Genomic DNA, 12,529 nt, shown 5'->3' with positions numbered 1-12,529 from the left:
GGTTTTTCTCGGGGTAGGATTCAGGGTTCTTCGCGGTCGTCCTGTCGCTTGGCTGCTGGCAAGGTCGAGGCAGGCCAATTGATCTGGTAGCGAGTGCTGCGCCCGCCGCCTGGCAGGCGGACCAGGCATCCCTTGTCGAGCAGGTCGCCCAGATGGCGGGTTGCGGTCGCCTTGGAAACCTTCGCCACGGCCTGGTACTGGGCCGCGCTGATACCTTGCTCGAACCCGCCGCGTTCGCCCAGCAGATCGCCATCGAGCAGGCGGTTGAGCACCTTCAGCTGTTCGGCTGAAAGCACCTGCTCGCGGTGCGCCTGCCAGAAACGCGCCTTGCCCAGAACCCGGTCGATACGTGCCAGCGCCTGCTCCAGGCTTTTCAGCAGGGTGGCCAGGAACCACTCCAGCCAGGCGGTGATATCGAGCGAAGCCTTCTGGCTGCTTTCCAGTATCCGGTAGTAGCCGCGCCGATCCTCGAGAATGCTGGAGGACATGGCATAGAAGCGGATGGCCTGCTGCTCGCCCTGAGCCAGGGCCAGGTCGGTGATGGCGCGAGTCAGCCGCCCATTACCATCATCGAAGGGATGCAGGGTCACGAACCAGAAGTGCGCGATGCCGGCTCGCAGCAGTGGGTCCAAAGCAACATCGGCACGGCTGCTGGCGAACCAGTCGAGAAAGGCCTGAAGCTGCACTTCCAGCCCCGCGCGTGGCGGTGCCTCGAAATGCACCGTGGGCCGATCGAGCCGGCCAGAGACCACCTGCATTGGCTCATCACCCCGCAGATCGCCGACGTGGATTCGGGCGTGTGGAGAGGTGTCACCCATTGGAAAAAGGAGGCGGTGCCAGTGCAGCAGGCGTTCCAGCGTCAGTGGCTGAGCATGGCCGCGCGTGGCATCCAGCATCAGTTCGGCCAGGCCCTCAGAGCGCGGCGTACTGCGCCCGCCACTCTCCAGGCCCAGCCGCCGCGCCAGGGAGGAGCGCACCGACTCGACATTCAGCTGTTCGCCCTCGATGGCGGAACTGGTGACGATATTCTGCAGCAACGCATCCAGCGCATTCTCCGCATCACTGCCGGCATCGATCGTCCCAGCCATGCCCAGCAGACGCCCCTGGGCCTGGGCACAACTGCGCAGCAGCGGGGCAAGACGCTCGGCCTGCCAGCGGAAATCCGGCCAGTCAGGCTGTTGCCAGATCCAGAGGGGCTCGTTCATGGCATGTCTTCCAAGGGTGGTGAGCCGAATAAATGGATTATTCGGCTCATTTAATGAGCCGATTGTGCGAGCTATTCGGCTCAGCGTCCAGCCAGGTGGTGTCGTCCTGGTTGTTCATCTTGCTCTGCATGCCTCATTCGGTGCTGTCGGAGGCTGATAGTTTTGCCCGTACGGTGGTTTACTTCGGCGACAACCAGACGATCTTCCCGGACCACGGTGCCAAGGAAATGGGCGAAGGGCTGAGGAAGAAAATAATCAAAGACTTGGGGCTCAAGGATTGAGATCCGGCCCTGCTAGAGGTGGCGAGCTATGTTTGACTATCCCGTGACCGTGCATCATGAGGCGGGCAGCGTGTGGGTCAGCTGTGATGACGTGCCCGAGTTGGCCAGTGCAGGGGATACGGAAGAGGAAGCGCTGCTGGATGCCATCGATGGCCTTGAGACGGCCCTGTCGATGTATGTGGAGCGCAAAGTACCGATTCCGCTTCCCTCGCGAGCTGCGCCAGGCCAGCCAGTGGTGTGCTTGCCTGCGCTTACTGCAGCCAAGGCTGCCCTCTGGAATGCCATGCAGGCACAGGGCGTGAACAAGGCCGAAATGGCTCGCCGGCTGGGGGTGAACCGTCCTCAGGTGGACCGCTTGGTGGATCTGCTGCACCGCTCGAAGATCGAGCAGGTAGAGCACGCGCTGGCGGTACTGGGCCAGCGGATTGCGCTGACAGTTATTGCGGCCTGATGGCGCAGGTTCCTGGCCCATCTCTCAAAGATTCTGCATCGTCCGGCACTTGGGAAAAGTCGAGCAGCCCCAGAACTGCTGCCCTGCTTTCGGGCCTGATTTCACCGTACGGATCACCAAGGCGCTGCCGCATTTGGGGCATTGCCGCTCTGCCGTTGGGTCACTGCGCCGCTTGAGGTTCTGCACGTGCTCGCGGTGGGTGGCGTATGTCGGCGTGCGGCGCCCTGTTTGCAGGGCATTCAGCATGGTTTCGACTTCGGTCGTACTGAACACCGGTTGCCGGAATGACTTGATGTAGCGGATAAAACCGATGCCCTGGGTGACGTTGGCTGGCAGTTCGGTTTTGAAAGTGCTGCCGCCGACGAAGGTGATGACCGAATGCAGGTGCTCGGGGTTGACGCCAAGGGTGGCTTCCAGGGCCTTGAGGTGTTTGTAGTTCTGCCGCAGCGGGTTCTGGAATTTGAAGGTGCGTTTGTAGATCTTCTGCGTCCACTGCGCCTGCTTCTCGTTGCCGAAGATCCATCCGTTCATGTTCTTCGTTTCCAGCACGAAGATGCCGTAGGGCGAGAGGAACACGTGGTCGATCTGGGTGGTGCCGTCTGGCGTGCTCAGGGTGACATTGTGCAGGCGGCGGTAGGTTTGCTTGTCCAACTGCCAGTGGGCAAACAGCTGCACCAAGAGTTCGCCGATGTGGCCCTTGGCCCACGGCGATTTGAGCAGGCCAATCAGCAGTATCAGCGGGATAAACCAGGCGGCAGTGCCCCAGACCTGAGCGATGATGGGGGTGAAGTCCATTTCTTGACCTTCGGCGATCCTTTGATTGTGCGGATCTTACCGAAAGTAAGCGCGAAGGACTTCACGGGCACGCTGGCGTAACGGCGCTGTACCGTTTTCGTACCTTGGGACCAAAGCGCTGATCCAGATACTACGGCTGTAGAAAGCGCAAAGCCGCGCAATGCGCGGCTTTGAAGGTGGTGGGCCCACACGGACTCGAACCGTGGACCAAAGGATTATGAGTCCTCTGCTCTAACCGACTGAGCTATAGGCCCCCAGAAGGCCGGCGGGATTATACCGGCGTCCCTTGCGCGGTGCCAATCGGATGCAGTGGGGTGAGGAAACGGGCTGCGAATTGTTCGGCAGGCAGGGGCGGGCTGAGGGCGTAGCCTTGGACCTGGTCGCAGCCTTCTTCGGCGAGGAAGCGTTCCTGTTCTTCGCGTTCCACGCCTTCGGCGATGATGGTCAGGTTCATGCTGCGGCCCAGGGCGATGATGGCGCGGGCGATGGCGGCGTCGTGGGGATCGTCCGGCAGGCCGTGGACGAAGGACTGGTCGATCTTGAGGATGTCCAGCGGCAGCTGCTTGAGGTAGCTGAGCGAGGAGTAGCCGGTGCCGAAGTCGTCGATGGCCAGTTGTACGCCCAGGCGTTTCAGGGCGTGCAGGGTGGTCAGGGCCTCGTCGGTCTGGTGCATCAGGAAGTTCTCGGTGATCTCCAGTTGCAGCCTGGGGGCGTGCAGGTTGTAGCGCTGCAGCAGCTCGCGCACCTGGTCGACCACGTCGTGCTGGTAGAGCTGGGCGCCGGCGAGGTTCACCGACAGCGGGCCGAAGGCGGCGTGGCTCTGTTGCCAGCGGCTCATCTGCCGACAGGCTTCTTCCAGCACCCAGGTGCCCAGGGGCAGGATCAGCCCGGTCTCTTCGGCCAGGGGGATGAAGCGGTCCGGTGGGATGGCGCCGTACTTGGGGTGGCTCCAGCGGATCAGCGCTTCGGCGCCCACCAGCGCGCCGGTGTCCAGGGCCTGCTTGGGCTGGTAGTAGAGCTGTAGCTGGTGGGTTTCCAGGGCGCGGCGCAGTTCGTGCTCCAGGGCCACGCGTTCGTTGGCCTGGAAGGTCAGTTCGCGGGTGTAGAACTCGACGCGGTTGCGGCCTTGGGCCTTGGCCCGGTACATGGCGGCGTCGGCGTTCTTCACCAGGGTGGCGACGTCCTTGCCGTCCACCGGGAACAGGCTGATGCCGATGCTGGCGCTGACGAAGAATTCCTTGTCGTCGGCGACGAAGGCGTGGCTGAAGCAGTTCAGCAGTTTCTTCGCCACGTGCTCGGCATCGGCGCTCTGGTGCAGGCCGGGCAGCAGGATGATGAATTCGTCGCCGCCCTGGCGGGCCACGGTGTCGATGTCGCGCAGCTGTTCGCGCAGGCGCCGGGCGATGGATTTCAGCAGTTGGTCGCCGACCGGGTGGCCGAGGCTGTCGTTGATGTGCTTGAAGCGGTCCAGGTCGAGGAACAGCACGGCGCCCAGCTGCTGTTCTTCCTGGCTTTCCTTCAGGGCGGAGGTCAGGCGCGATTCGAACAGCAGGCGGTTGGGCAGGCCGGTGAGCGGGTCGTGGTGGGCTTGGTAGTCGAGGCGGGCCTGGGCGTACTTGAGCGTGGAGATGTCGGCGAAGACGCCGACGAAGTGGCTGGTTTCGCCGTTGTTGCCCCGCACGGCGCTGATGGTCAGCCACTCCGGGTAGAGCTCGCCGCTCTTGCGCCGGTTCCAGATCTCGCCCTGCCAGTGGCCTTCGGCGTTGAGGTGGTGCCACATGGCGACGTAGAAGCTGCTGTCGTGCTGCCCCGAGGCCAGCAGGCGCGGCGATTGGCCCAGCACTTCGTCCTCGCCGTAGCCGGTGATTTCGCTGAAGGCGCGGTTGACCGCGATCATGCGCTGGCTGGCGTCGGTGATCATCACGCCTTCGGCGGTGCTTTCGAACACGGTGGCGGCCAGGGTGAGCTTTTCCTGCATCTGCTGGCGCTCGGTGATGTCGCGGGCGATGGTCAGCAGGCAGTCTTCGCCGCTGATGACGATGTGGTGCGCCGAGAGTTCGCAGAGCCGGGCGGCGCCTTCGCGGGTGCGGATGAAGGCGGTGAAGTCCTGCACCGTCGAGCGTTCGTGGATCATCTGCAGCAGGCGCTCGCGGTCCTGCGGGTCGGCCCACAGGCCCAGTTCTAGGGTCGAGCGCTCGCTGGCGCTCTCGCGGCCGTAGCCGGTGATGCGGGTGAAGCCTTCGTTGGCCTCCAGCAGCAGGCCGTCGCGGATGCGGGTGATGAGCATGCCGTCGGGGGAGGCGTGGAAGGCCTTGGCGAATTTTTCCTCGGAGGCGCGCAGTTGCTCCTGGGTCTGCTTGAGCTGGGAGATGTTGCGCGCCACCACCACCAGGGCCGGCGTGTCGTCCAGCGCCACGCGCTGGGCCGAGAGCAGGGCGGTGAAGCGGCTGCCGTCGCGGCGATGCAGGCTGATCTCGATGTTGTTGAGGTTCTCGCCCTGCAGGCGTTCGAGCATGCGCGGGCCCATGCCCGGCTCGCTCCAGATGTTCAGCTCGGTGGCGGTCTTGCCCAGGGCTTCGCTGGCGGGGATGCCGACCTGCTGCTCGAAGGTGCTGTTCACCGCCAGCAGGCGCCCGTCGATGCGCCGGGCGAGGACGATGATGTCCGGGCAGTGGTGGAACACCGAGGCGAACTTCTGCTCGGACAGGCGCAGCGCCTGCTCGGTGCGCTTGGCCTCGGTGATGTCGATCATCAGGCCGCGCAGGATGAGTTCGTCGCCGTGGCGGATGAGGGTGACGATGTCGCGGATCCACACCACGCGGCCGTCGGCGGCGAGCATCCGGTAATCCAGGCTGTGGTTGCGCCCGGCGCGGCTTTCCGAGAAGCAGAAGCTCATCGCCTGCTCGGCGTCGGCCGGGTGCAGGGTGCGCTGCCAGAAGCCCGGTTGCAGCCACTCGTGCTGTGGGTAGCCCAGCAGTTCCTGGGCGTGGGGCGAGACGTAGGTGAAGCGGTTTTCCGACAGGCGCATTTCCCAGGCGATGGCGGCCATGCTCTCTACCAGGCCGCGGAAGTGCTGCTCGCTGTCGCGCAGGGCTTGTTCGAGCCTCACCCGCCGCGCCACTTCGCCGCGTAGGCGGCGGTTCATCGCCACCAGCGTGGCGACGATCGCCAGGCTCACCAGCAGGGCCGGCAGGCCGATGGTCAGCAGGTGGTGCGACCAGGCCGGGCGGTTGTCCAGCAGGCCTCCGACCCAGGGTGTCTGCAGGGCTTCGACCTCGTCGCTGGTGAGTTCGGCGAAGAGTTTGTCGAGGATGCCGGCGAGCATTGCATCGTTGCGCGGCACGGCCATGGCCAACTGGTAGCGATAGGGCGTCTCGCCGCTGATCTGGATGCCTTCGAGCTTGAGCTGGCGCAGGCTCCAGACGCTGGAGGCGAAGTCGCCGACGAAGGCGTCGACCTGCCCGGTGGCCAGGGCCTGCAGGGCCGCCGCGACGCTCGGCAGGGGCAGCAGGTTGAGGTCCGGGTGCTTGGCGATCAGCAGTTCATGGGGCGCGTAGTGGTCGACCACGCCGACCTTCAGGCCGTACAGCGCCCGCAGGTTTTCCGGGTTGGGGCCATCCTTGCGGGCAAGGATGACGATGGGGAAGTCCAGGTAGGGGCGGGTGAAGGTCAGGTATTCGCTGCGTTCGGGCGTGGCCATGATACCTGGCAGCAGGTCGACCTGGCCGTTGCGCGCCTGCTGCAGGACTTCGTTCCAGCTGCTCGGTTCGCTGGGCTGCATGCCGACCTGCAGGCGGTCGCTGATCAGTTGCACGTAGCTGGCGGCGAGCCCCTGGTAGCGGCCCTGGTCGTCGCGGAACTCGAAGGGCGGCCAGGAGGCGTCCACGCCCAGGCGCAGCTGCGGATGCTGGCGCAGCCAGGCCTGTTCTTCCGGCGTGAGGGTGAGCGCCTGCGCCTGGAGGACCCAGCATGCCAAGCACAACAGAAGAGCCTGCAGACGCGGCATGGGGAGCCTCGGACCCGGGGAGTGGATATGCCGAAGTGTAGTCGGGCCCCGGCCGCTCCAGTAGCCCCCTGCCAGTATCCCTGAAAGAAAAACCCCCGGGCTGTGCCGGGGGTTCTTCGATCACTCGTCGAGGAAGGAGCGCAGGTGCTCGCTTCGCGACGGGTGGCGCAGCTTGCGCAGCGCCTTGGCTTCGATCTGGCGGATACGCTCGCGGGTCACATCGAACTGCTTGCCGACTTCCTCGAGGGTGTGGTCGGTGTTCATGTCGATGCCGAAGCGCATGCGCAGCACCTTGGCTTCCCGGGCGGTGAGGCCGGCGAGGACTTCGCGGGTGGCTTCCTTGAGGCTCTCGCTGGTCGCCACTTCGATGGGCGACTGCATGGTGGAGTCCTCGATGAAGTCGCCCAGGTGCGAGTCTTCGTCGTCACCGATCGGGGTTTCCATGGAGATCGGTTCCTTGGCGATCTTCAGGACCTTGCGGATCTTGTCTTCCGGCATGTCCATGCGTTCGCCCAGCTCTTCCGGGGTCGGTTCGCGGCCCATTTCCTGCAGCATCTGGCGGGAAATGCGGTTGAGCTTGTTGATGGTCTCGATCATGTGCACCGGGATACGGATGGTGCGCGCCTGGTCGGCGATCGAGCGGGTGATCGCCTGGCGGATCCACCAGGTGGCGTAGGTCGAGAACTTGTAGCCGCGGCGGTATTCGAACTTGTCCACCGCCTTCATCAGGCCGATGTTGCCTTCCTGGATCAGGTCGAGGAACTGCAGGCCGCGGTTGGTGTACTTCTTGGCGATGGAGATCACCAGACGCAGGTTCGCCTCGACCATTTCCTTCTTGGCGCGGCGGGCCTTGGCCTCGCCGATGGACATGGCGCGGTTGACGTCCTTGATTTCCGAGACCTTGAGGTCGACGTTGCTTTCCAGCGCGGACAGCTTCTGCTGGTTGCGGACGACGTCGTCCTTCACGCGCTCCAGGGCTTCGGCGTACTTCGGCTTGGCCTTGAGCACGCTGTCGACCCAGGCTTCGTCGGTTTCCCGGCCGGGGAACAGGCGCAGGAAATCGGCGCGCGGCATGCGGGCGTCACGCACGCACAGTTGCATGATGGCGCGTTCCTGGCGGCGCACCTGGTCCAGGGCGTCGCGCACGCGGGTGACCAGGGCGTCGAACTGCTTGGGCACCAGCTTGATCGGCATGAACAGTTCAGCCAGGGCGAGCATTTCCGCATCGGCCTGCTTGCTGCCGCGGCCGTGCTTCTTCAGCGCCTTCTTGGTCTTGTCCAGCTGGTCGGCGACCAGGCCGAAGCGGCGCGCGGCCTCTTCCGGGTCCGGACCGCCGTCGCCTTCGTCTTCGCTGTCGTCGTCGGACTCCTCGTCCTCTTCCTCGTCATCCTTGGCCTTGGCGTCGCCGCCCTTGTCCTTGAGGTCGAGTTCGACTTCCTCGGCGGGAACCGAGCCGTCGTCCGGGTCGATGTAGCCGCTGAGGATGTCGGACAGGCGGCCGCCTTCGCTGACCACCCGCTGGTATTCGTCGAGGATGCCGTCCACCGCGCCAGGGAACTGGGCGATGGCGCTCATGACTTCGCGGATGCCTTCCTCGATGCGTTTGGCGATTTCGATCTCGCCTTCGCGGGTCAGCAGTTCCACGGTGCCCATTTCGCGCATGTACATGCGCACCGGGTCGGTGGTGCGGCCGACGTCGCTCTCCACCGCGGCCAGCGCGGCGGCGGCCTCTTCGGCTGCGGCTTCGTCGGTATCGGTTTCGGCCAGCAACAGGGCATCCGCATCCGGGGCTGTCTCGAATACGTTGATCCCCATGTCGTTGATCATGCGGATGATGTCTTCCACCTGTTCCGGATCGGAAATATCCTCCGGCAGGTGGTCGTTGACCTCCGCGTAAGTCAGGTAGCCCTGCTCACGACCACGGCTGATCAACTCTTTGAGACGAGATTGCTGTTGCGCTTTTCCGGACATAACACCCTATCCACTGAAGGTCTTGGCGGGCTGAAATAAGCCGAGGATTATACCAGATTCGAGGCTTCAGGCGCCAGTTCAGCTCTGGAGGCCTGGTGAAGAGGCATTGCTGAAGTGTTCCCTCAATAGAGCTTTCTCTTCGTCAGTCAGTTCACTGGGGCTCTTCTGCATCACGCTACGCAGCCGCGCCTCGCGGCTGTTGTGCAGCTGACTGTGTGCAAGTGTAGTAATGGTGTCGCAGAACTGCTTTTCAAGATTGCCCTGGTCGATCAGCCATTCCTTTTCCGCCAGGGCCTGCAGCAGGCGTCCTTGCGGGGTGCCGTGCCAGCGCGCGATCAGTTGCATCGAGCGCTGCTTCGGGTTCTTCTGCAGCGCTTCGACGAGCGCCGCCAGCAGCTGCGAGTAGGTCTGCCCTTCGTTGGCGAAATGGCTGGCGTCCTCGACCTTCTGCGCCAGCTGCGGGTGGTGCAGCAGGGTGCGCAGCGCGGTCAGGGTGGGCGATTCGACGCTGATCTCGGTGCGCGGCTGGCGCGGGGCGAAATCGCCGCGCTTGCCGCCCTTGCCACCTTTGCCGTCCCATTTGCGCTCGCCTTTCCAGGGCTTCTTGCCCGCTTTGCCGCCAGCGAAATCCGACGGCGCCTCGAAATAGCTGGCGCTGTCCTGGTAGCTGGGCTCGCCGTGATCGGCGAAGTGGCCTACATCGTAGTCGCTGTATTCATGCGCGTGGCTGTCCGGGGCGATGCTTTGCGTGGCCTGGCCGTGCCCTTGGGCATGGCTTTGGCCGCCGCTTGAGCGCGGCGCGTTCAGCTGGTTCAGCGCCTCGCCGCTCAGCCCGGTGAGCTGGCCCAGGCGCTGGCGCATCAGCAGGCGCAGGGTGTTGCCGGGGATCTTCTCCAGCAGCGGGCCGGCCAGGGTCGCCAGGTGCGCCTTGCCTTCCAGGGTACTGGGGTCGGCTTCCTGCATCAGTTGCTGGAAGAAGTAGTCGGCCAGCGGCTGGGCCTGGTGGGCCAGGCGCGCACGGAAGGCGTCGGGGCCTTCGGCGCGGACCAGGCTGTCCGGGTCCTCGCCCTCGGGGAGGAACAGGAAGCGGATCTTGCGGCCGTCCTGCAGGTTCGACAGGGCCGATTCCAGTGCGCGCCAGGCGGCCTTGCGCCCGGCCTGGTCGCCGTCGAAGCAGAACAGGATGTTCGGCACCAGGCGGAACAGGCGCTTGATGTGTTCCTCGCTGGTGGCGGTGCCGAGGGTGGCCACGGCGTTGCGGATGCCCTGTTGCGCCAGGGCGATCACGTCCATGTAGCCTTCCACCACCATGATCTCGTCGAGGTCGCGGTTGTTCTTGCGCGCCTCGAACAGCCCGTAGAGCTCCTGGCCCTTGTGGAACACCGGGGTTTCCGGGGAGTTCAGGTACTTGGGCTTGTCGTCGCCCAGCACCCGGCCGCCGAAGGCGATCACCCGCCCGCGGCTGTCGCGGATGGGGAAGATCACCCGGTCGCGGAAGCGGTCGTAGCGCTTGCCGCTGTCGGGGTTCTCCACCAGCAGGCCGGCGTCGAGCATGGCCTTGAGCTGCAGGTTGTCGCCGCCCAGGTGCTTGAGCAGGTTGTCCCAGCCCGGCGGGGCGAAGCCCAGGCCGAAGTCACGGGCGATCTCGCCGGTCAGGCCGCGGCCCTTGAGGTATTCCACCGCGGCCTTGCGCGCCGGGTGGCTCTTCAGCGCCTGGCGATAGTAGTCGGCGGCAGCGCTCAGCAGCGGGTACAGCGGCGAGTCGGTCGGCTGCCGCGGCTTGCCGCGCCGGCCTTCCTCGCGGGGGATGTCCATGCCGGCGCGTTTGGCCAGGTCCTCGACGGCCTGGACGAAGTCCAGGTTGTCGTGGTCCATGATGAAGCCCAGCGCGTTGCCACCGGCGCCGCAGCCGAAGCAGTAGTAGAACTGCTTGTCGGGGCTGACGGTGAAGGAGGGCGTCTTCTCCTTGTGGAACGGGCAGCAGGCGCTGTAGTTCTTGCCGGTCTTCTTCAGCTGAATGCGCGAACTCACCACATCGAGGATGTCGGTGCGGTTGAGCAGGTCATCGATGAAGGATTGCGGAATCAGGCCGGCCATAGACTCGTCGGGACGCAGGATGGACCCAGGCATACACCCAAGGCTGGCTTGGAGTATGGCATTTCATGGGGCATGAAAAGCAAAAAACTCCGAGCTTCGCCAGGTGCGAATCGGAGTGCGGTGTAGCTTTTCAGGCACTCGCCCGGCGAGTGGGCCGGGCGATGTGCAGAGCGTGCGGCTGAGTCGAACTCAGTACAGACGCTCGCGGCGGCGCTGTTCGCGCTGCACTTTCTTGGCGTGACGCTTGACAGCGGCAGCGGCCTTGCGCTTGCGCTCGGCGGTGGGCTTCTCGTAGAACTCGCGGCTACGGACTTCAGCCAGTACACCGGCTTTTTCGCAGGAGCGCTTGAAACGACGCAGGGCTACGTCGAAGGGTTCGTTCTCTTTAACTTTGACGGCGGGCATCCAGGTCGTACCTTCAATGATTACCGGGGATTTATCGCGCTCCTGGCAGTAGGCACTGGAGACGGCGGTTTTCAAGGGTTGCGGATATTAACGGTTCGGGCTCAGGAATGCAAAGCCTCCGATCGAAAAACGCTGGTCGGTACCCGCAGCGGGCGATTATCATGCGCCGCTTCCCATTTGCCCAGAGTTGAAGGCTCGAACCCATGCGTGTGCTGGGGTTGGAAACCTCCTGCGACGAAACCGGCGTCGCCCTCTACGACAGCGAGCGCGGCCTGCTGGCCGATGCGCTGTTCAGTCAGATCGATCTGCATCGCGTCTACGGCGGGGTCGTGCCCGAGCTGGCCTCGCGCGACCACGTCAAGCGCATGCTGCCGCTCATCCGCCAGGTGCTCGACGAGGCCGGCTGTCAGAGCGGCGACATCGACGCCATCGCCTACACCGCCGGCCCCGGCCTGGTGGGCGCGCTGCTGGTCGGCGCCTCCTGCGCCCAGGCCCTGGCGTTCGCCTGGGGCATACCGGCGGTCGGCGTGCACCACATGGAAGGCCACCTGCTGGCGCCCATGCTGGAAGAGCAGCCGCCGCAGTTCCCGTTCGTCGCCCTGCTGGTCTCCGGCGGCCACACCCAGCTGGTGCGGGTGGATGGCATTGGCCGCTACCAGTTGCTCGGCGAGTCCCTGGACGACGCCGCCGGCGAGGCTTTCGACAAGACCGCCAAGCTGCTCGGCCTGGGCTACCCCGGTGGCCCGGAGATCGCCCGCCTGGCGGAAAAAGGCACGCCGGGGCGCTTCGTCTTCCCGCGGCCGATGACCGACCGTCCGGGCCTGGACTTCAGTTTCAGCGGCCTGAAGACCTTCGCCCTGAACACCTGGCAGCGTTGCCGCGAAGCGGGCGACGACGGCGAGCAGACGCGCTGCGACATCGCCCTGGCGTTCCAGCAGGCGGTGGTCGAGACGCTGACCATCAAGTGCCGCCGCGCCCTCAAGCAGACCGGCCTGAAGAACCTGGTGATCGCCGGCGGGGTGAGCGCCAACCGCGCCCTGCGCGAGCACCTGCAGAAGATGCTCGGCGAACTCCGCGGCCAGGTGTTCTATGCCCGCCCGCGGTTCTGCACCGACAACGGCGCGATGATCGCCTACGCCGGCTGCCAGCGCCTGCTGGCCGGCCAGCACGACGGCCCGGCGATCGACGTGCGCGCGCGCTGGCCGATGGAGTCGCTGCCAGCGGTATAAAAAGATGGCTGCAAGCGACAGGCGGCAAGCTGCCAGCGGCGTGCCGCCACTTTTCGCTTGCAGCTTGTCGCTTGTGGCTTGAAGCTCCC

General features: G+C 65.0%; 9 protein-coding genes and 1 tRNA gene. 3 read left to right on the top strand and 7 right to left on the bottom strand.

All coding sequences use genetic code 11. The features are described 5' to 3' along the window. Positions 1 to 20: 20 nt before the first annotated feature. Positions 21 to 1,205 carry a Fic family protein gene (locus BM060_RS25705; protein ID WP_074984367.1) on the bottom strand — a complete coding sequence of 395 codons (1,185 nt, stop codon included), beginning with the start codon at positions 1,203 to 1,205 and terminating at the stop codon, positions 21 to 23. Positions 1,206 to 1,237: 32 nt separating this feature from the next. Between BM060_RS25705 and BM060_RS33785 the strand changes: the two genes are divergently transcribed. Both BM060_RS33785 and BM060_RS25695 read left to right on the top strand, forming a co-directional pair. Then, the gene (locus BM060_RS33785) at positions 1,238 to 1,486 is read left to right on the top strand and encodes a type II toxin-antitoxin system HicA family toxin (protein ID WP_245322973.1); all 249 of its coding nucleotides are present in this window, start codon (positions 1,238 to 1,240) and stop codon (positions 1,484 to 1,486) included. Positions 1,487 to 1,514: 28 nt separating this feature from the next. Beyond that, positions 1,515 to 1,937 (top strand): helix-turn-helix domain-containing protein, encoded by a 423-nt coding sequence (locus BM060_RS25695; RefSeq protein WP_058073289.1) that lies wholly within the window; start codon positions 1,515 to 1,517, stop codon positions 1,935 to 1,937. Between the two features lie 24 nt (positions 1,938 to 1,961). On the opposite strand, the gene BM060_RS25690 is transcribed toward BM060_RS25695, so the two are convergent. The 6 genes from BM060_RS25690 to rpsU all read right to left on the bottom strand — a co-directional run bounded on the left by BM060_RS25690 (position 1,962) and on the right by rpsU (position 11,211). Then, the gene (locus tag BM060_RS25690) at positions 1,962 to 2,732 is read right to left on the bottom strand and encodes a nuclease-related domain-containing protein (RefSeq protein WP_074984361.1); all 771 of its coding nucleotides are present in this window, start codon (positions 2,730 to 2,732) and stop codon (positions 1,962 to 1,964) included. A 177-nt stretch (positions 2,733 to 2,909) separates the two neighbouring features. Further along, positions 2,910 to 2,986, bottom strand: a tRNA-Ile gene (locus BM060_RS25685). 17 nt (positions 2,987 to 3,003) lie between these two features. Then, on the bottom strand, positions 3,004 to 6,738 hold the full coding sequence (locus BM060_RS25680; protein WP_074984359.1) for a bifunctional diguanylate cyclase/phosphodiesterase: 3,735 nt from the start codon (positions 6,736 to 6,738) through the stop codon (positions 3,004 to 3,006). A gap of 120 nt (positions 6,739 to 6,858) precedes the next feature. Beyond that, complete coding sequence (gene rpoD / locus BM060_RS25675) at positions 6,859 to 8,709, bottom strand: RNA polymerase sigma factor RpoD (RefSeq protein WP_074984357.1); 1,851 nt, start codon at positions 8,707 to 8,709, stop codon at positions 6,859 to 6,861. Positions 8,710 to 8,787: 78 nt separating this feature from the next. Further along, complete coding sequence (gene dnaG, locus BM060_RS25670) at positions 8,788 to 10,806, bottom strand: DNA primase (RefSeq protein ID WP_074984354.1); 2,019 nt, start codon at positions 10,804 to 10,806, stop codon at positions 8,788 to 8,790. A gap of 189 nt (positions 10,807 to 10,995) precedes the next feature. Next, on the bottom strand, positions 10,996 to 11,211 hold the full coding sequence (gene rpsU / locus BM060_RS25665; protein WP_003085057.1) for a 30S ribosomal protein S21: 216 nt from the start codon (positions 11,209 to 11,211) through the stop codon (positions 10,996 to 10,998). A gap of 203 nt (positions 11,212 to 11,414) precedes the next feature. Here rpsU and tsaD point away from each other — a divergent pair, with 203 nt between their 5' ends. Beyond that, the gene (gene tsaD / locus BM060_RS25660) at positions 11,415 to 12,440 is read left to right on the top strand and encodes a tRNA (adenosine(37)-N6)-threonylcarbamoyltransferase complex transferase subunit TsaD (protein ID WP_074984350.1); all 1,026 of its coding nucleotides are present in this window, start codon (positions 11,415 to 11,417) and stop codon (positions 12,438 to 12,440) included. The last annotated feature ends 89 nt before the right edge of the window (positions 12,441 to 12,529 follow it).

The sequence above is a fragment of the Pseudomonas citronellolis genome (genome assembly GCF_900112375.1).
Classification (GTDB): Bacteria; Pseudomonadota; Gammaproteobacteria; order Pseudomonadales; family Pseudomonadaceae; genus Pseudomonas; species Pseudomonas citronellolis.
The sequence above is the reverse complement of the archived record's forward strand: the minus strand, read 5'-3'. Positions and strand labels throughout refer to the sequence as shown.

What these genes read in the sequence shown, in the direction of transcription:
- BM060_RS25705 (WP_074984367.1), bottom strand. Translation starts at nt 1,205, where the DNA reads ATGAACGAGCCCCTCTGGATCTGGCAACAGCCTGACTGGCCGGATTTC.
- BM060_RS33785 (WP_245322973.1), top strand. Translation starts at nt 1,238, where the DNA reads ATGGATTATTCGGCTCATTTAATGAGCCGATTGTGCGAGCTATTCGGC.
- BM060_RS25695 (WP_058073289.1), top strand. Translation starts at nt 1,515, where the DNA reads ATGTTTGACTATCCCGTGACCGTGCATCATGAGGCGGGCAGCGTGTGG.
- BM060_RS25690 (WP_074984361.1), bottom strand. Translation starts at nt 2,732, where the DNA reads ATGGACTTCACCCCCATCATCGCTCAGGTCTGGGGCACTGCCGCCTGG.
- BM060_RS25680 (WP_074984359.1), bottom strand. Translation starts at nt 6,738, where the DNA reads ATGCCGCGTCTGCAGGCTCTTCTGTTGTGCTTGGCATGCTGGGTCCTC.
- rpoD (WP_074984357.1), bottom strand. Translation starts at nt 8,709, where the DNA reads ATGTCCGGAAAAGCGCAACAGCAATCTCGTCTCAAAGAGTTGATCAGC.
- dnaG (WP_074984354.1), bottom strand. Translation starts at nt 10,806, where the DNA reads ATGGCCGGCCTGATTCCGCAATCCTTCATCGATGACCTGCTCAACCGC.
- rpsU (WP_003085057.1), bottom strand. Translation starts at nt 11,211, where the DNA reads ATGCCCGCCGTCAAAGTTAAAGAGAACGAACCCTTCGACGTAGCCCTG.
- tsaD (WP_074984350.1), top strand. Translation starts at nt 11,415, where the DNA reads ATGCGTGTGCTGGGGTTGGAAACCTCCTGCGACGAAACCGGCGTCGCC.